Source organism: Edaphobacter dinghuensis, assembly GCF_014640335.1.
Classification (GTDB): domain Bacteria; phylum Acidobacteriota; class Terriglobia; order Terriglobales; family Acidobacteriaceae; genus Edaphobacter; species Edaphobacter dinghuensis.
Window position 1 is genome coordinate 631706 of sequence record NZ_BMGT01000001.1, and the last position, 19647, is coordinate 651352.

General features: G+C 61.3%; 11 protein-coding genes. 6 read left to right on the top strand and 5 right to left on the bottom strand.

Going from position 1 to position 19647, the window contains the following annotated elements:
* Positions 1-9: 9 nt before the first annotated feature.
* From IEW09_RS02475 to IEW09_RS02485, 3 genes are all read right to left on the bottom strand, one after another.
* The gene (locus IEW09_RS02475) at positions 10-1137 is read right to left on the bottom strand and encodes a glycoside hydrolase family 130 protein (protein WP_188552556.1); all 1128 of its coding nucleotides are present in this window, start codon (positions 1135-1137) and stop codon (positions 10-12) included.
* A 33-nt stretch (positions 1138-1170) separates the two neighbouring features.
* Positions 1171-3711: a glycoside hydrolase family 31 protein gene (locus IEW09_RS02480; protein WP_229739033.1), complete on the bottom strand. Its 2541-nt coding sequence runs from the start codon at positions 3709-3711 to the stop codon at positions 1171-1173.
* A gap of 140 nt (positions 3712-3851) precedes the next feature.
* Complete coding sequence (locus IEW09_RS02485; protein ID WP_188552557.1) at positions 3852-6020, bottom strand: winged helix-turn-helix domain-containing protein; 2169 nt, start codon at positions 6018-6020, stop codon at positions 3852-3854.
* Between the two features lie 249 nt (positions 6021-6269).
* Here IEW09_RS02485 and IEW09_RS02490 point away from each other — a divergent pair, with 249 nt between their 5' ends.
* The 5 genes from IEW09_RS02490 to IEW09_RS02510 all read left to right on the top strand — a co-directional run bounded on the left by IEW09_RS02490 (position 6270) and on the right by IEW09_RS02510 (position 13855).
* Positions 6270-9746 carry a TonB-dependent receptor gene (locus tag IEW09_RS02490; protein WP_188552558.1) on the top strand — a complete coding sequence of 1159 codons (3477 nt, stop codon included), beginning with the start codon at positions 6270-6272 and terminating at the stop codon, positions 9744-9746.
* Positions 9747-9840: 94 nt separating this feature from the next.
* Positions 9841-11706, top strand: a complete 1866-nt coding sequence (locus IEW09_RS02495; RefSeq protein ID WP_188552559.1) for an alpha-amylase family glycosyl hydrolase — start codon at positions 9841-9843, stop codon at positions 11704-11706.
* Positions 11707-11914: 208 nt separating this feature from the next.
* Positions 11915-12754, top strand: a complete 840-nt coding sequence (locus IEW09_RS02500) for an XdhC family protein (RefSeq protein WP_188552560.1) — start codon at positions 11915-11917, stop codon at positions 12752-12754.
* Between the two features lie 31 nt (positions 12755-12785).
* Positions 12786-13475, top strand: a complete 690-nt coding sequence (locus IEW09_RS02505; RefSeq protein ID WP_188552561.1) for a M24 family metallopeptidase — start codon at positions 12786-12788, stop codon at positions 13473-13475.
* 50 nt (positions 13476-13525) lie between these two features.
* Positions 13526-13855: a CHY zinc finger protein gene (locus IEW09_RS02510; RefSeq protein ID WP_229739034.1), complete on the top strand. Its 330-nt coding sequence runs from the start codon at positions 13526-13528 to the stop codon at positions 13853-13855.
* On the opposite strand, the gene IEW09_RS02515 is transcribed toward IEW09_RS02510, so the two are convergent.
* Positions 13852-14331 carry a GAF domain-containing protein gene (locus tag IEW09_RS02515; protein WP_188552563.1) on the bottom strand — a complete coding sequence of 160 codons (480 nt, stop codon included), beginning with the start codon at positions 14329-14331 and terminating at the stop codon, positions 13852-13854. The two genes, IEW09_RS02510 and IEW09_RS02515, sit on opposite strands and share 4 nt — an antisense overlap.
* A gap of 278 nt (positions 14332-14609) precedes the next feature.
* Here IEW09_RS02515 and IEW09_RS02520 point away from each other — a divergent pair, with 278 nt between their 5' ends.
* Positions 14610-18137, top strand: coding sequence for a TonB-dependent receptor (locus IEW09_RS02520; RefSeq protein WP_229739035.1), 3528 nt, complete (start codon positions 14610-14612; stop codon positions 18135-18137).
* 131 nt (positions 18138-18268) lie between these two features.
* On the opposite strand, the gene IEW09_RS02525 is transcribed toward IEW09_RS02520, so the two are convergent.
* The gene (locus IEW09_RS02525; RefSeq protein WP_188552564.1) at positions 18269-19447 is read right to left on the bottom strand and encodes an ROK family transcriptional regulator; all 1179 of its coding nucleotides are present in this window, start codon (positions 19445-19447) and stop codon (positions 18269-18271) included.
* Positions 19448-19647: the final 200 nt, after the last annotated feature.

Genomic DNA, 19647 nt, shown 5'->3' on the forward strand with positions numbered 1-19647 from the left:
CCCTCCCTTTTACGGCGCAGGGTTTTCCGCAACGGCGACTCCGACGAATGAGTCGGCGCAGCCATAGTAGAGCATCCACCTACCCTTGAAGTAGACGAGCCCTTCGGCGAAGGTCGTTCCCGTGGGATACTGCCCGCTGCGTTCGAACGGCAGCTCGGGCCGAAAGACGGGCGCGTCGGTGCGCTTGAGCAACTTCGCTGGATCGTCCGCAGAGAAGAGCGCTTCACCAACCGAGTACGCACCGGGATCGATTCCTGCTGCGCCATGCGCTGCACCATTTTTGCCGTTGTACAAGAGCACGATGCCGTTCTTCGTCACGACCGCCGGAGGGCCGACCTCGGGAAAGCCGCTGTCGAAGAGCCCATCGCGACGCTTGAGCAGCACAATGGGATCGCCGTTCGCGTCTTCTAGCGCGGTCCAGTGGATGAGGTCGGGCGATGTCGCCAGATGAATCTCTACCTCGCCCCAGTACATCCAGAACTTGTTGTTGATGCGTGCGGCGATGAGGCGTCCGTTCACAAGCTGCGTGACAATACCTGAGGACTTGTAGCTGTGAAACGCTGCGCGATCGCTCGGCGGAAACACAGGCCCGTACTTCGTCCAGTGAACGAGGTCCTTCGAGGTTGCGACGCCGATGCTGGTGGACTTGCGGTTCCACTGCGTGTAGGTCAGCACATAGCTGCCGTCGGGAGCCTCGACCACGCGGGGATCTTCGACGCCGCCCGGCCATTCGCGGTCTTTCTGCGCATCGTCGGCGGGATAGAAGACGGGCGCGCCGCTGCGCGTGAAGTGAACGCCGTCGCCGCTTGTGGCCAGCCCCAGTCGCGAGGTGTGCATGCCGATGACCTTGGGGCCGCTATCGTCTTCGGCGCGATAGAGCACGTAGATCTTTCCGTTGCGCACGATGGCCGCAGGGTTGAAGGTGTTCGACGCCTCCCAGTGCACAGGCTGCTGCCGCAGCGGATCGAAGAAGACCGACTGCGCATTCGGCATGATGACCGGCGTGGTGACGGGGCGATGAAACGGGCCGATGGTCCAACTCTGCTGGCCGAACGCGAGAGTGGAACCCAACACGACGAGTAGCGCTGCGGCTTTTGCGATCTGTCTGGCTGCGGAGAGTTTTATTTGCGGCGGCATCGGATCAATATAGTGCAATCGCTGTGGATTGAACTATTCCAGCGTAAGGTCCATTGCCGCCGCTACATGTGGCGCGGCAACAGTCGCCGTCCACGCGTTGCCCTCTTGCCGCAATGGGGTCTTCGCGGTCGGCGTGGTCAGTTCTTTTGCTGAAGGGGTCCAGCCCATGGCCTCGATGCGAAGCTCGCTCCACCACGGAACGAAGCTGCCTTGTGATGCTGCGATATGTACGACGAGATGATGATCGGCGGTGACCTCGCAGGTGAAGTGCTGACGGAAGAACTGGCCGGAGCGGTAGTCGAAGGTCTTGCCATCGTCGAGGTAGATGTCGCCGTGGCAGTCGTCGCCTGCATAGACGCGCAGCGTGAGCGGGCCGATGGGCTTCTCCGATGTGCTCTGCGTCAGTGGAGCGATGGGCAGGATCGTTCCTTCGCGCACGTACACCGGCAGCTCGGCGAGCTTCGGCGTAATCAGCAGCGGTTTGTTGGGCTGTGCGGCGTCGCGCTGCTCCAGATCGCGTGTGACCGTCTGTGTGCGGCGGCCGAGTTGCTGGCCGGTCCAGTAGTCGTACCAGATTCCCGGTGGCAGGTTGACCTCGTAGTCGCCAACCTCGGAGGGCGAGGGGGCAGGCGCGATCAGGAGGTCGGGGCCAAGCAGAAACTCGTTGCCTGCGTCGAGGTCGATGGGGTGGCCGTCAGAGGTGGCGTGCGGGAACTCTAAAAAGAGCGGACGGTCGATGGGCAGTCCGGTGCGCGACATCTCTTCGGCGACGGTGTAGAGATAGGGCATCAGGCGATAACGCTCGTCGATAAAGCGGCGCCGAATATCTTCGTGCATCTGCCCATCGACCCAGGGCTCGTGCGGACGCGTGCCTTTGGCAGCGTGGTCGCGGTCGATGGGCTGGAAGGCTGCGAGCTGAAGCCAGCGCGTGAGCAGGTCAGGCGAAGGCGATCCCGCGAAGCCGCCGACGTCAGCGCCCGACATCGCGAAGCCGCTGAGGCCGAGATTGAGAATCTGCGACACAGTCATGCGCAGATGGTTCCACGTGGAACTATTGTCGCCCGTCCACGTCGCCGCGTAGCGCTGGCCACCGGCGTAGCTTGCGCGCGTCAGCACAAAGGGGCGCTGGTTGGGCCGCAGCGCGAGCAGGCCGTCGTGCGTGGCGCGGGAGTTCTCCATGCCGTAGACATTGTGGATCTCGAGATGAATTGCTGTACGTGGTTTGAAGCCGGGCTCGTCGATGCGATGCTGCACGTCGTCGGGCATCGTCTTCGAAGGATAGGTGAAGACGGCCGGCTCGTTCATGTCGTTCCAGAAGCCAGAGACGCCGTCGTCGACGAAGCCCTTGTAGAGCGTGCCCCACCACTGCCGCGTAATCTTTTGCGTGAAGTCGGGGAAGACCGACGGCCCCGGCCACACGATACCGGTGTAGACGCTGCCGTCGGGGTTCTTCACAAAGTGGTCGCCAGCCATGCCGGAGTCATAGGGAGCGTAGCCCGCGTTGGGCAGCTTCGCGATGTGCAGGTCGGTGATGGCGACGACGTGGAAGTTCTTCTCCGCCAGTTCGTGGATCATCTGTGCAAAGTGTGGAAAGCGTTGCTTGTCCACGGTGAAGGGACGGTTGTGGTCCTGGTAGTCGATGTCGAGATAGATGGCGTCGGCGGGGATGCGGTTTTTGCGCAGGCGGTCGGCGATCTCCATCACCTGCGACTGTGGATAGTAGCTGTAGCGCGACTGCTGGAAGCCGAGCGTCCACATGGGCGGCAGCGGCGTGGGACCGGTGAGCCAGGCGTAGGTCTCGACCACGTGCTTCGGGTCGGGACCGTACATCAGGTAGTAGTCGAGCGGGCCGTTGGGCGCTCCGAAGGAATATTGGTCGGGCACCTCTTTGCCGAAGTCGAAGAAGGTGCGCCAGGTGTTGTCGAAGAGGACGCCGAGGGCGCGGCCTTCGCGGTCGTCGATGAAGTAGGGGATGCTCTTGTAGATAGGATCGGTCGACTCCTGCCAGCCGAAGGAGTCGGTGTTCCACATGACAAACGCCTCGCCGGCGCGGTCGAGCGGGCCGGGCTTGTCGCCAAGGCCGAAGAAGTGCGAGTCCCCGTACTTCTGCTTGTAGACGTGGAAGGCGGTGCCGTGCCACTCGGCGGGGCGGCTGTCGCTCTGGAGAATCTTTCCGGCGAGGTCGCTGACGGTGATGCGGAGGTCGGGGCTGATGCGGACGCGAAGCTCGTGGGTCTGGAATCCGTCGCTCTCGGGCGTCACCGCGACCGAGGCGGTTCGCGCAGCCGGGAGAACAGCCCACGAGGCGTCTTCGGGGAGCGGCGCATCGTGATTTTCACTACCGTGGCTCTCGCGGACGCGGAGCACGTCGTCGCGCAGGGCGGTGATCTGCAAGGTGGTGCCGCCGCCGGTGACGCTGACGCCGTTGGCGAGAGGCTCTACCTGAAGACCGGTCTGTGCAAAGACGCACGGCGCGGAGGCAGCTAAGACGATCACGGCGAGCGCCGACAGAAGGCGCAAAGGAGCGAGACTCATGCGAAGAGTCCGGTGAAGAGTCTGGGAACGTAGGCTCATGGGAGACAGAGAATCGTATCGGCTACCTTCGCCGCAATGCAAAGGCGGTACTCTCTCCATCATTTCTCGATCAACACGCAAGCGCTTGCGAATCAGCATGATATAGCCGCTGTTGAATCGCTCTGGACGGCCGCGCTGCGCTATTTTGCGTCCAGATCGAGCGAGTACAGGTTGCCTGTGGACGACCGCGCGCGCACCAGCGGGACGTTATCCGGGGTGATGCCGCAGAAGAAATAGTCTGCCGCCTCGCCGCTGTGAAAGCTGGCCAGGTTGGCGACCTCGTCGAGCTTGCCGCTGGGCACCGCAACTCTATAGATGGGCTGGGTGGGCGCCATGAAGGCATGGATATAGATAGCGTCGCTGGTGGCGCTCCACACCGGATCGGCGGCGCTGGTCTCCGTGAGCAGCCGCCAGGTCTTCGCGGCGACGTCATAGAGCATCAGCTTGCGCTGATCGAACGAGATGGCGGCGATGGAGCGGCCATCGGGCGACCAGCGCGGGCTGAACAGACCCTCCGACCCCGGCAACGTGGTGACGGCATGGGTGCGAAGGTCGAGAAGCTGGATGGCTCGGGGACCGCTCTCTTTGCCCATCAGGTCGGGCACGCGGCCAAAGACCAGCGAGTTGCCGTCGGGCGACCAGCCGGGATCGGCGGCGTTGCGGTCCTCTTTAAGCAGAAGCTGCGGGCTGCCGCCGTCGGCAGGCACGGAGTAGAGGTGCCACGCCTTACCAGGCTCGCGCGCCATCATCGCAAGCTGTTTGCCGTCGGGCGACCAGTGCGCGAGAAAGACCTGCATGGCGTCGGGAGTAAGCTGCAACTCCTCGGTGCCGTCGGTGCGAGCGCGCCACAGCCGACCCTGCGCGTCCGTCCATGCGACCCACTGGTGGTCGCGCGAGAAGTCCACGCGATTGGCCAGCGAGAGGAAGTTGCTCTCGGGCACAAACTCCTTGCGGTCGGCGGCATAGCGCAGCAGCTCCGACTGCGCATCGAGGCCAAGGAAGAAGATGCGATGCCCGTTGCGCGCTGCCAACGGAGCCTCGTAGCGCAGCGGGCCATTCGTGATCTTTACCGGATCTGAGGTGGATTTTCCGTTCAGCCGCCACAGGTCGTCGCTGCCATCGTGCGCCGACTGGAAGACAAAGTATTTGCCGTCCGCCGTCCACGTCCCGCAGCAGTCGGAGGCAGGACTGCTCCACTTGGCTAGTACCGGACGCGCGGTGTGGCCTCCGGCGGCCAACTCCCACAGCGACGTGGTGTGATCGAGCGGGTCGATGATGGTGAAGCGCAGCAGCTTGTGGTCGGGCGACCAACGCAGCCAGAAGGCGCGGCCCGGCACTGTGGCCAGCACGGTCGAGACCTCATCTTTAAGGTGCGTCACAAAGAGCTGGTTGCCCGCCGCATAGAGAATGCCGTCGCCGTCGGGCATCCAGGTCGCATCGTGCGCCAGAATGTTCGCCACTCGCAGCGCGCTGCCACCATCGACGGGAACGACCCACAGCGGCTGCTCCGATTCGGGGGAGAGATGGTTGCGCAGCAGCAGCTTCGAGCCATCGGGCGAGAGATCGCCCATCGAGGGCGCGGGAATATCGCTGGGGATCGAGAGCGGAAGCACATCGCCGTTGGCGATCGAGACCTGCGAGAGCACAGCGCGGCCATTCTGGATAACCGAAGAAAAGATGTGAACGCCGTCGGTGGCGGTGGCGGGCAGGCTCTCCATCGAGGGAGCACCGGGAGCGATGCGGCCATTGTGCGTAATCTGCGTGATCCGCGCCGGAGTGACGGAGCCACGCGAGCTTCCTATATAGATACCGATGCCTGCCGCGGCGGCCAGCGCGGCGACTCCGCCAACGAGATACAGCAAGGGCCACACACGCGACCGATTAATGGACAGAGGAGCCGCTGCCGACACCGCGTTCTGCTCCGTTGACGGAACCAGCACGGCGGGGCTTGCGAGCGCGGTGACTGCCACCGGATAACTGACCGGTGCGATGAACCGATAGCCGCGCCGCGCCAGCGTCTCAATGAAGCGGGGATTTTCGGCGGAGTCGCCGAGCGCCTCGCGGATCTTATTAATAGCTGTGCCGAGCGAGTGCTCGAAGTCGACGATGGTGTCTTTGCCCCAGAGACGCAGTTGCAGGTCTTCGCGAGTGACGACCTCGCCCGGATGTTCCAGCAGCGCCGAGAGCACTTTGAAGGGCTGGCTCTGGATCTTGATCCGCTTGCCTGCCTTCCACAGTTCGCCGGTCTGCAGATCGGCCTCGAAGAGCCCAAAGGTCACTCTGGACGGACTCTCGATTGACGAAACCATGGAACCAAATACCTCTTGGGACGAATTTACCACGTTGTCACAAGCCCTGCCATGACCCGAAAGGTGTTGATAGGGTCAAGTTATGTTGATGAAATCAAAGCATTTGTCAGTGGATAAAGAATTGAACGAGAAAAGTGGAAAGGAGCATTGCAGTGATCGCTTCGAACCGACGATGGTTCTTCCCGCAGCCTGGACTGCGGCCTGATCTCAACAGAGACAGGCGTGTGTTGAACCTATTTGGGAGGCAGTATGAAGCGAATTTTTAATACAAGGTCGATGACGGGTAAGCTCTCGAAGACACTTCTGGCCCTCGGCCTGATCTTCGGTGTGGGGTTGACCGGCGTGATGCGAGCACAGACCGACACCGGGCGCGTCGAAGGCACGGTCACCGATCAGGAGAACGCCGTAATCCCCGGAGCCGCAATCACGGTCACCAATACGGCGACCGGAGCGGTCTATAAAGCGACCTCCGACCCATCGGGCATCTTCAGCATTCCTGTGCTGCCCCGTGGCAGCTACCAGGCCTCGGCGGCCGCCAGCGGCTTCGCGGCCCAGACCGTGAACTTCACGCTGACGGTCTCGCAGGTACAGGCGCTCAACTTCAGAATGGCAGTCGGCGCGGCCACCACCACGGTCGAGGTCTCAAGCGCTGCCCCGCTGGTGGACACTGAGACCTCTTCGACCGGCATGGTCGTGCAGGGACGCCAGCTCTCCGAGCTTCCCCTGAACGGACGCAACTTCGCGCAGCTCGCCCTGCTGTCGCCCGGCGTGACCCAGGGAGCCTACGGCAGCGCGGCCAGCGGCGTCGGCGGCAACTCCGAGACCTTCCGCAACGGCGAGACTGGCGGCGCGGCACTGGTGGTCAACGGCCTTCGTCCGCAGGCCAACAACTTCATCCTCGACGGCGTCGACAACAACGAGTCGCTGGTGAACACCATCAACTTCTTCCCGCCGGTCGAGGCGATGGAAGAGTTCCGCATCAACACCAGCGTAGCCCCGGCAGAGTTCGGACGCGCGGGCGGCGCCGTCGTCCAGACCTCGATCAAGTCGGGCACCAACAGCATCCACGGCTCGCTGTTTGAGTTCATCCGCAATAGCGCCTTCGACGCCAGCCCCAACTACTTCTCGCCCACCACGCCGAAGTCGTCGTTCAAACGCAACCAGTTCGGCGGCACGCTGGGACTGCCTATTATTAAGGACCGCCTCTTCATCTTCGGCGACTATCAAGGACTGCGGCAGGACCGTCCGCTGGGCGTGGCCACCAACACCGTGCCCACGGCGAAGATGCGCACCGGCGACTTCTCCGAGCTGCTGACGCAGTCGACCGACTTCACCACGCTGCCCGTCAACGGGCCGGGCTATACCGCCTGCACCGGCATCACCAAGGTTCGCGGCGCAATCTACGACCCCACCACCTGCAAGCAGTGGGACTACAACGGCCAGCCCAACGTGATCGATCCGGGTCGCATCAACAAGGCCGGTCTCGCCTACCTCAACGCCTTTCCGCTGCCTGATGCGAACAACACCAACATCGAAAACAACTACACGAATGTGCAGCACGACATCCGCCACTTCAACGACTTCGACGTTCGCCTCGACTACACACTGAGCGCGAAGAACCTTCTCTTCGCCCGCTACAGCTATGGCCAGGACGAGTACGACAAGACCGTCAGCGTGGCCGGGATGCCCTCGGGTTTCGCTTCGGGCAACAACATCACCCATCCGCGCGGCGTGGCCGCAGGCTACACCCATACCTTCAGCGCCAACATCGTCAACGACTTCCGCTTCGGCTACTCGCGTCCGTTCTTTGGCTACATCAACCCGTTTGAAGGCGTGCCCTTCTCCGCAAACCTCGGCATCCAGAACGCGAACCGCAACGCGCTGCTGGGCGGCGGCGCTCTGATCGGCGGCTACAACTCTGAGATCAGCTACACCGGCGACGGCGGCCCGTACGAAGTTCCGCAGAAGTCGTTTCAGTATCTCGATACGCTCTCGTGGGCGCATGGCCGCCACAACTTCCGCTTCGGCGGCAGCGTGATGAAGCGCGAGGTCGACTTCTTCCAGGGCAACGATGCGAAGGGCTTCTTCAACATCGGCCCCGGCACCGGCGAGTTCACCGGCTACGAGGTGACCGACCTGCTCGCAGGCTTCATCAACTCGTATTCGATCTCAAACTCGAGCTCCTACTTCCACACCGCCAGCTATGAGACTGGCTACTTCGCGCAGGATGACTGGAAGATCAGCAGCAAGCTTGTGCTCAACCTCGGCGTTCGCTACGACCTCTACACGCATCCGTACGAGACGCACAATCTGCAATCGAACTTCGACATCGCAACCGGACAGTTGCTGCGCGCCGGAGTCAACGGCAACTCACGCAGCCTCGTCGATACCAACTTCAACAACTTCGCGCCGCGCGTCGGCTTCGCCTATGACGTGGGCAACAACGGCCGCACCGTGGTTCGCGGCGGCTACGGCATCTTCTACTTCCTCGATCGCGGCGGCGTCGGCAACGAGCTGAGCAACAACCCCGAGTTCAACGGCACCTCCACCTACAACGCGCAGAACGGCTACCGCATCACCTTCACCGGGCAGAACACCGCCAACCTGCCGCCGACGTCCAACTGCATCAACAACGCGAGCGTCTGCGACAACAACAGCCTCGATGCGACTGCCGCATTGCCGGAGCAGATCGTCAACATCGACGAAGCCGCACCGACCAATGCCAATGTCATCTCCTATCCGAAGCACAACCCCACTTCGATGATTCAGGAGTGGAACATGCAGGTCGAGCAGCAGCTCGACGCTAACACGGTGATGGATATCGCCTACGTCGGCACCAAGTCCGACCATCTCGCCAACGCCATCAACTACACCAACAACCAGCTCGGCACCGGCGCGAAGTTCTTTCAGCCGCAGGGCCTGAACGTTACGCTGAACGCCGACAACAGCACCGCGCACTACAACGGTTTGCAGACGCGCGTGAATCGCCGCTTGCAGAACGGCCTGCAGTTCACGGTCGCCTACACCTGGTCGCACGCCACGGACAACTCCGCGGGCAGCCCGTCGGAGACGACAACCTCGAACGTCTTCATCGACGCTAGCGGCCCGCGCCTCGATCTCAATCGCGGCAACGCCGTCAACGATCAGCGCCACTCCTTCACGGCATCGGCGCTCTATGAGCTGCCGTTTGGTCGCGGCAAGATGTTCGGCGGCAACGTCAACCAGGCGCTCAACTACGTTATCGGCGGATGGCAGATCAATCCGCTGGTGAGCCTCGGCACCGGCACGCCGATCTACCTGAGCGTCAACGCGCCCAGCGGATCGATCTCGCCGGGCAATCGTCCTGACCTTGTGGGCACGCCCGACGTAGGCGAACGCATCAACCTCGCACATGGCTTCCAGTACATCAATCCCGCAGCCTTCGCCGCTCCGCCGGTGAATGCGGCTGGCGTGTACTATCGTCCGGGCACAGTCGAGCCGTACCAGTTCTACGGGCCCGGTCACAAGACGCTGAACGTCTCCGCGTTCAAGAACTTCAACGTGACCGAGCGCGTTCTGGGCCAATTCCGTGCAGAGGCGTTCAATCTGACCAACACGCCGCAGTTCACCAATCCTGACGGCAACATCAGCGATGCGCCCAGCAGCAGCGGCGGCTTCGGCGTGGTGAACGCGACGCGCGACTTCTCCGAGCGCGAGGTACAGTTCGCCCTGCGCTTCACCTTCTAACCGGCGTCTTGCTCTACTACAAGTGCCGTAGCAGACTATGCTGCGGCACTTCTTTCATTCCTCTTATTCCTGATACTGTGAGCCTTCTATGAAGATGCCGGCTGTTGCTGTTCTTGTATTTGCTGTGCTGTCGATACATGGCTTTGGGAGTGCACAAGAGCCGTTGCAGCATAAGGCTCAAGCACCCATCATGATCAAGGTCGATCCGCCGAACTGGTGGGCGGCGATGCCGAAGCCCATGCTGCTGGTGCGCGGCGAACATCTCGAAGGCGCGCAGTTTCATGTGAGCGACAAAGCTCTGCTGATTCAGAAAACCCACATCTCGAAGAATGGCCACTGGGCCGAGCTATGGCTGAACGCATCGCCCGCGAAGCCTGAGACGATCTCCGTTGTAGCACGAAATGCCGCTGGCAACGCGACTTTTCCCTTCACCTTTGCAGTACGGCGCAAGACCCGCGATGGCTTCGCAGGGTTTTCTTCCAAGGATGTGATGTACCTCATCATGACCGACCGCTTTGCCGACGGCGATCTCACCAACGATGCTGGCGTCGATCGCACCAAGCCGCGCGGCTGGCATGGCGGCGATCTGCGCGGCATCACGCAGCATCTCGACTACCTGCAAAAGCTTGGCGTAACAACGGTGTGGATCACGCCCGTCTATCAGAACCACGAAGACCAGAGCTATCACGGCTACGGCGCGACCGATATGTACGCCGTCGATGAGCACTACGGCTCGCTCGCAGATCTCAAGACGCTGGCCGCATCGTTACACCAACGCGGCATGAAGCTCGTGCTCGACACCGTTCCCAACCACGTCGGCCCCGCGCATCCCTGGGCCAACGATCCACCCGAGCCCGACTGGTTTCACGGCACCAGACAACATCATCACGTTGCGCAGGGCGACTTCGCGCCGCTCACCGATCCGCACGCGCCCTGGAGCGCGCAGCGCGATATCACCGAGGGCTGGTTTGCCGACATCCTTCCCGATCTTAATCAGGAGAACCCCGACGTCGCGCAGTACCTGACGCAGAACGCCGTCTGGTGGATCGAAGAGGCAGGACTCGACGGCCTGCGCATCGATACCTTTCCTTACGTCGGCCGCGCATTCTGGCACGGATACGATGCACAGCTTCACGCGCTCTATCCGCGCCTGACGATGGTGGGCGAGGTACACACGCCTGATGCCACCATCAATTCGGCCTTCGCCGCAGGTGTCACGCGCAACGGTGTCGATACCGGGCTCGACACGCCCTTCGACTATCCCAGCTACTTCACCCTGTGCGACGTCTTGCTGCATGACGCGCCCATGTCGAAGCTCGCCGACTTGTGGCGGCTCGACGCGCTCTATCCTCACCCCGAGCGGCTGGTCTCCTTTCTGGGCAACCACGACACACCGCGCTTTATCAGCGAGGCTGGCTCGACGCCCGCGAAGACGAAGCTCGCCTTCACGATCGTTCTCACGATGCGCGGCATGCCGCAGATCTACACCGGCGATGAGATCGCCATGACCGGAGGAGACGATCCCGACAACCGCCACGACTTCCCCGGCGGCTTCCCCGATAGCACGCAGCCCAACGCCTTCAATGCCGCCACACGCACCGTCGCGCAAAACGAGATGCACGACTGGGTGCAGGGCCTGCTCACGCTGCGTCGCGCGCATACAGCTCTACAGACAGGAGAGGAACAGATTCTAAAAGCAGACACTAATGTGTTGGTCTACGTTCGCGGCAATCAACTGCAACAGGGCTGTGCGGCAAAAGATTCCGGCGAACGCGTCGTCGTGACGGTGAACAAAGCAGATCAGCCGCAGACACTCACCATTCCCGAAGCCATGACCGCGCTCGAAGGATGCAGCGTGAAAGAGCCTCTGTGGGGAACGAACGCAGCGTTCAAGGTTAAGGACGACGCAGTCAGCATCACCATCCCTGCCAACGCATCGGCCATCGCCTCCTTCGATTAGCAGACGCCGCGACTCTGTGTGTCGTGGTGTCTTCGCTTCATGCTGTTTCAAGTGATAGCCTTATTACAGGCCACCTTCTTCCCCGACGAAGAGCTTCGGCCGCTCTACCAGCCCTGTCCCCGCTGCGCGACGTTGCAACATCCTTCCTCGACGAAGAGTCTTTCCAGTTACGAAACCTCAAATCATTTGAAGAGAGAGAAGTATGTCGATGCAGGAACGACTAGATATCTATGAAGAGATCGTCGCCCTCAGGTGCATGGGACGTCGCGCCGTTCTGGTGACCATCATCAACGGCAAAGGCTCCGTGCCCTCCACGGCCAGTTCGAAGCTGCTGATACGCGAAGACGGCAGCACCCTGGGCAGCATCGGCGGCGGCTTCGTTGAAGCGGAGGCGTGCAGGCTCGCGCCCGAGATTTTGAAGGCCGAGCGCCCCAGAAAAATCTCCTTCGATCTGAACCAGCATCTCTCCGCCGACCGCGGCATGGTGTGCGGCGGCTCGATGGAGCTGTACCTCGAACCGATCGTTCCACCGCCTACGCTGCTACTCTTCGGCGCGGGACAGACACCCATGGCCGTCTATCGCGTCGCGCAGCTTGCGGGCTTCAATGTGACTGTCATCGACGACCAGCCCGAGCACCTGAACGCAGAGCGCTTCCCCTTCGCCGAGAGAATACTCGGAGCGTCTGCAACACTGCTTCCCCAACTCACCATCGATCGTGACACCTTCATCGTCATCATGACCCGCGCCCACAGCGAAGATATGGAGATTCTGCGTTGGGCCATCGGCACCGACGCGCGCTACATCGGGATGATCGGCTCCGAGCGCAAGGTGATCTCCATCTTCAAACACCTCACCGCCGACGGTGTTCCTCGACATCTGCTCGAACAGGTACACGCACCCATCGGCCTCGACATCGGCGCGATGACGCCGGAGGAGATCGCCGTCTCCGTCACCGCCGAGCTGATCGCCGTGCGTCGCGGCCATCGCGCCGAAGCGCAACACCTCAAGAGCGGCAAGGCCATCGCGATGCTGACACGCGTCTCGTAAGATTAAGGAAAATTACAAAGGGACGCTGCGAATGACAGAGCCAGAACAAGTACGCACCGAGGAGCTGCTGCGCGCTCAGCACAATGCGAAGAGACTCTTCGAGGAGGTGGAGGCTCGCGGCCTCATCCGCGCAGGCATCACCGAAGCCGCGCTGAACGCCGAGATTTACGCGCTGGCACAGGAGATGTTCGGCATCACAACCTACTGGCACAAGCGTATCGTCCGCGCCGGAAAAAATACGCTGGTGCCTTATGCAGAAAATCCTCCCGACCTGACACTCGGCGAAGACGACATCCTCTTCCTCGACCTCGGCCCTGTCTTCGAGCAGTGGGAGGCGGACTTTGGCCGCACCTTCGTTCTCGGCTCCGACCCGATAAAGCATAAGCTGCGCCATGACGTAGGCGAAGCGTTTGCCGCAGGCAAACGATACTTTGAGCAGCATCCCGACCTTCGCGCTAACGAGCTTTTTCAATACGCTGTCGAACTGGCTCAGAGCTTTGGCTGGGAGTTCGGCGGCCCCATCGCCGGGCACCTCATCGGCCAGTTTCCTCACGAGCGCATTCCCGAAGATAAAATTTCGCTTTACGTTCACCCGAAAAATTCTCTGCGGATGCGCGAGCCGGGAACCGACGGTGAGCCACGGCATTGGATCCTCGAGATCCACTTCGTCGACCGCGCGCGCCAGATCGGCGGATTCTACGAAGAGCTTCTGACCCTCTAATCATCGCGTCTACGTGGCTTCATGCCATCGCGATCCGATAACCTATGTCTATGTCTCGCTCCGAAGTACGCGGCATCAATCTCGATCCGCAGACGCGCTGCATTCACTACCGCACGCCGTCCGACATTATCGCGATCAGGATGAAGTGCTGCGGTGTCTATTACGCCTGCAAGGACTGCCACGCCGCGCTGGCCGATCATCCCATCGAGGTCTGGCCGCGCACCGAGTGGGACCAGCATGCCATCCTCTGCGGAGCCTGCGGCCACGAGCTGACCATCGACGAGTACATGCAGAGCGGCTACCGCTGCCCGCACTGCGACGCCGCCTTCAACCCCGGCTGCCGCAACCACTACCACCTCTACTTCGAGAGCGAGCCTTAACTCGCAGAGCGCTCCATAAATCGACCCACCAGCGCGGCGCACTCTTCGACGAAGGTACGGTCTTTTGCACCGAACGCTGCCGGCGCATGGCTGTCAATGTCGATCTCGCCGACGATCTCGCCGCGCACGCGAATCGGCGCAACGATCTCCGACCGCGTCTCAATGGAGCAGGAGAGATAGCGCGGGTCCGCGGCAACGTCATCGACCACGATGGTCTCGCCCAGCGCCACCGCCGCGCCGCAGATGCCCTTCGCCACCGGAATACGCACATGTTCGGTTGGAGCGCCGTGAAACGGCCCCAGCACCAGCATGGTGCGGTCGTCGGGATCGAGCATGTAGAAGCCCACCCAGTCATAGTGGGGCAGCCGGGTAGCGATGGCATCGACCGCAAACCGCTGCACAGCAGCCAGCTCGGTCGCGGTCGTCAGAAATTTTTCGAGGTCAGAGAGAATCTCGCGGAACATAGCTGTGCCCATAGCTCTATTGTCCCGCGTAACCGAGGTTCGTGTCGCCGTTGCCTCTTCCAAATCTGTCCGGTTTCGGCAGCGCAGACAAAGCCTGAGAGCAGAAGGCGAGTTACTCTCGAAAATTCTCCATAAACCCCTGATAAATAAATGTTTCGTTAATACCTTCCTGCTAAAACGTTATCGGTAACTTCGTTATTGACCGAGATCAAAGCCGGGCGTACCGTTGTGTCCGTCTTCGGCGAAGAGACTGATGCAGGCAATCAATTTATTTGGAGGCAGGAGATTCAATGCTGATGGAAAGTAGCCGGACCTATGTTCACAACAAAAACCAAAGCAGCAGTAAAAACAGAGGAAGCATCGCCCGCCGGCTCTCGCTCGCGCTGGCACTGCTGTTGCTCCTCCCCGGCCTGAGCGCCTTCGCTCAGTACGACAACGGAAGCCTCGTCGGCACTATTCACGATGCCAGCGGAGCCGCCGTTCCGAACGCCGTCGTCACCATCACCAACACCGCAACGTCGGCAACTTCGACGGTAACGACGAATGCCTCCGGCGACTACGACGCTCCTTCGCTGCGCGTCGGCGTTTATAAGATCTCCGCCAAGGCCCCCGGCTTTGCCGATGCGGTCGCGAACAACATCACCGTCTCGGTCGGCGTGCGCGGACGTATCGATCTCACGCTGCAAGTCGGCACAGCGCAGACGACAGTCGAGGTCAGCGACGTTGCGTTGCAGATCGAGACCGATTCGAGTCAGCGCGGCCAGACCATTACGCAGTATCAGAGCGCGGCGCTTCCGCTGGTCAGCAGAAACTACTCCGACCTGCTCGGCCTGATTACCGGTTCACGTCAGGCACCTACGGCAGCGACGACAAGCTCGGTCAACAGCCTGGTCCGCGCCGGAGCCTACAACATCAACGGCCAGCGCAGCATGTTCAACAACTTCCTGCTCGACGGCATGGACAACAACGCGTACGGCGAGAGCAACCAGGGCTTCGACAACCAGATCATCGCCATTCCGCCTGACTCCGTCGCGCAGTTCCAGGTCGTCACCAACAACGAGAGCGCCGAGTATGGCCGTTCTTCAGGAGCCACGATCAACGCCGCGTCGGCGAGTGGAACCAACCGCTTTCACGCGACGCTCTACGAGTTCATCCGCAACACCGACCTCAACGCCGCCGGATACTTCAAGCCCACCACCGTCGGCAACACCGGCAACGTCATCCCATTCCAGAAGCCGACCTTCAACCGCAACCAGTTCGGTATGAACGTCGGCGGCCCCATCCGCAAGGACAAGCTCTTCTTCTTCCTCGACTACGAGGGCTTCCGCCAGACGCTCAAGCCGCTCAACGTCTTTACCCTGCCCACGCAGAATGAGTTGAACGGCATCCTCGTTGTGCCCGTGCGCAACCCCATCACCGGCACCGTCTACCAGGCCAACACCGCCATCCCCAGCACCGCCATCAATCCCATCTCGCAGCAGATCATCAGCTACTTCAAGGGAATCCCCGGCCTGCCCACGGCAGGTCTTCCCAGCACCGGCCTTGCCACCAACGACTACTCGAAGCAGGTTCCCTTCACCGACAACTCCGACAAGGGTGACCTGCGCCTCGACTATCAGCAGAGCGCCAGCAGCAGCTGGTTCCTCCGCATCAGCGACCGCAAGGAGACCGGCGTCAACTATCCTGCGCTGCCTCTGCCGATCGACGGCCAGACCAACGGCACCATCCGCGTGCTTGATCAGCAGGTAGTGCTGGGTAACACGCATCTCTTCGGCTCCAACAAGATTCTCGATGCCCGCGTTGCCCTCTCGAAAACCAAAGCTGGCAAGTATAGCCTCTCCATCGGCAACAACGCCATCACCATCCCCGGCCTGCCGACCAACCCGGTCGTAGCAGGTGGACTTCCCTCTACCAGCATCACCGGCTTCACCGCCTTCGGTCGTCAGAGCACCAACCCACAGTGGCAGAACCCCGCTCTGCTCGATCCGAAGGTTAACTTCACGTGGGTCAAGGGCAATCACTCGCTCAAGTTCGGCTACGAGTACGAGCACATCTGGATGGCCGTCAACGACAACAACCCGCTCTACGGCTCCTTCAGCTACGGCGGCGGTTACAGCCTCTGCTCAAGCTGCGTAGGCGGCAACTCTTCTGCCGTCAGCGACAACTACTGGGCCGACTTCCTCTTCGGCAACACCAATAACTACTCGCTGGCAAACTACTTCGTCGCGCATCTCCGCCAGACGCTCGACAGCGCCTACGCGCAGGACGACTGGAAGGTCAATCCCAAGCTGACGCTTAACCTCGGCCTCCGCTGGGAGTACGGCTCGCCTTACTCCGAGCAGAACAAGTTCATCTCCAACTTCGATCCCACCACGCAGACCGTCCTCACTATTACCCCCGGCGCTGTAAAGGGCAACGGCATCACGCCTGTCAGCGGCAGCGGCGTCTACGGCAGCACGCTCGTCAATCCTGACCTCAACGACTTCGCTCCGCGCCTCGGCTTTGCCTACGCTGCAACGCCGAAGACCGCGCTGCGCGGCGGCTATGGCATCAGCTACGTCCACTACACCCGCGCCGGTTCGGGCGACATCCTCGCCATCAACGCGCCGCAGGCACAGTTCGCCTCGGTTACCCAGCCCACACCTAACGCCACCAACCATTGCAACCCGCTGCCCAGCCAGATCATCACGCCCGGCTCCGGCAGCACCACTCCAAGCTGCTACGCGACGGTCGATCAGGGATATCCCTCGGGCCTTGTGACCACCTTCAACCCAGCCACCGACAACATCACCTGGGTGCCCAAGGACACGCGCGACAGCTATGTGCAGAGCTACTTCCTCAGCGTGCAGCAGCAGGTCGCCAAGAACACGCTGCTCGATATCGCTTACGTCGGCAACCGCGGCCTCAAGCTGCAGGGCTTCCTCAACGGCAACCAGAAGAACCCGGCCAACGGTTTCGCGCGGCCCTTCGGCAACTGGCCCAGCGACATCACCGAAGCTCCCAACGTCTTCGTCTCTCGCTACGACGCTCTACAGGTTCGCTACGAACAGCGCTTCGTCGCCGGGCTGACACTGCTCAACTCGTTTAGCTGGTCGCACTCGCTCGATAACGCCAGCGCCTCGCTCGAAGGCAACACGCCTTCGCCGCAGGACGCCAACAACATCAAGGCTGACTATGGCCAGTCGGACTACAACCTACCCGTGGCCAACGTCACCAGCCTCGTCTACGAGCTGCCCGTCGGCCATGGCCGACGCTTCCTTAGCAGCAGCAACGGCGCGGTCGATGCACTGATCGGCGGATGGCAGATCAGCGGCATCAACACCATGCAGGCCGGTACGCCGTTCAATATCGGCTACTCGCCCAACTCGGCCAACGCCGTCTCTCCACAGATCTCCGCAACCTATCGCGGAGCCAACGAGTATCGTCCTAATGTCGTCGCCGGTCAGCCGGTCATCAAGAAGACGAAGCTCGCGAGCGGCTACATCCAGTACATCAACCTCGCGGCCTACACGCTGCCTGCAACCCGCAACGCAAGCGGAACGCTGCTGAGCCCCTTCGGCAACGCCTCGCGTAACCCCGGTCGCACTCCGGCCTTCTACCAGACCGACCTTGCTCTCAACAAGAAGTTCAGCACTCCTATCGAGAGCCTCAAGGTCGAGTTCCGCGCAGAGAGCTACAACCTCTTCAACCACACCAACCTCTACCTGCCCGGCAGCGGCCTCGGCGGAACCCTCGGAGCCACGCCCACCAGCGGAGGCCAGATCACCAGCACCTTTGAGCCGCGCATCCTGCAATTCGGCCTGAAGATCCTCTACTAACCAGCCGCAAAAACAAATGTGCCAGCCACATGTTTGTGGCTGGCACATTTTTATTTAACATCCACCCAGTCATCTCCCAATCAAAGACGGATGCCGTATGTCCCGCTTTTGGGATATGGGTTGAACCACCATCACCGGGTAGCTTGCTCAAACAAAAACTTATGAGCAGCCACGCTCGCCGCACCGCGCGCCAGAAACGTCGGCTCGACATGATGAAAGAACAGCCGTGTCGAAGATAGAAACCGCGGCAGAATATTATTCTCGATCGTCTGCCGTGCCGTCACGGTAAACAAGCCGCTGTCGAAACCGGCAATATCTTCAAACAGCACAAGCTCAGGGTTGTTCACCTGAATCACGCTGGCCACGGCGAAGCCCAGCGCCTCGCCCGCCGCACGCAGAATCGCAATCGCGTGCGGGTTCCCCTTGGTCGCCAGCACCTCGATGCTGCGAACGCTCGTTCCCGGCAGCTTCGCCGCCTTCGCCTTCTCCAGAATCTCTTCACTGGCCGCGAGCATGTTAAGGCAGCCGCGCTTGCCGCACGGGCAAAGATCGCCGCCCGGTGCGACCGTGATGTGCGAGATCTCTCCCGCGCCGCCGTCGTTGCCGCGATAGAGCCGCCCGCGAACGTAGTGCGCGCAGCCGATACGCGCGCCCAGCGTCACCACGCTGAAGTTCCTCGCCTCGCGCGCCTTGCCGAATAGCTTCTCCGCAATTGCCGCGGCGTTGGCGTCGTTATCGACATAAGTCGGAATGCCCGTGGCCTGCGTCACAATTCCCGCAATCGGAACATCATGCCAGCCCAGCGCCGAAGAGTGAATGCAGACGCCGGTATCGTGCGCCACCACGCCGGAGAGAGCGATGCCCAGCCCCAGAATCTTCTTAGACGAGCTCTCCTTCGGCGAGACCAGATGCTTGATGCCGCGGCGAATCGCGTCGGCGATCTTCTGCGGATCGTTCTTCTCCGGTATCTGGTATTGACTGACAATATCGCCCGCCAGATTCGTAAGCACCATCAGCATTGGGTTTTCGCCAACGTCCACGCCGACAAAGTAGCCGCGCTCCGGGTTCACCGAGAGCAGCGTCGAAGGCCGCCCCTTGCCGGGACTGTTGCGAACCACTGCAACCTCGAGCAGAAGCCCCGCCTGCAACAGAGCATCGCTGATCTCGGTCAATGCCGACCGTCCCAGCTTCGTCTCTTCCGCCAGCGCCGAACGCGACATCGGCCCCGACTGCAGCAGCGCCTCGATGACCGCCAGCCTCGACGAGGTGGTGCCGTAGATCTTTCTGTTGTTTTTAGTCACAGAGTGCATTCCGATTCTTGATGGTATGTACCTTCTACTCTCTCATTATCATCTGAATTTATTTCATAAATCATATTAAATTATCCGAGTGGTTTACGAATCCTCTTGACAATACCATCTAGCAGGACGATAACTAATTCGTATTTTCGGAGTAAATAAATCCTGCACGCGAACAGCGCACCTCGAAAGGGCACCGGCACGAGACAAGG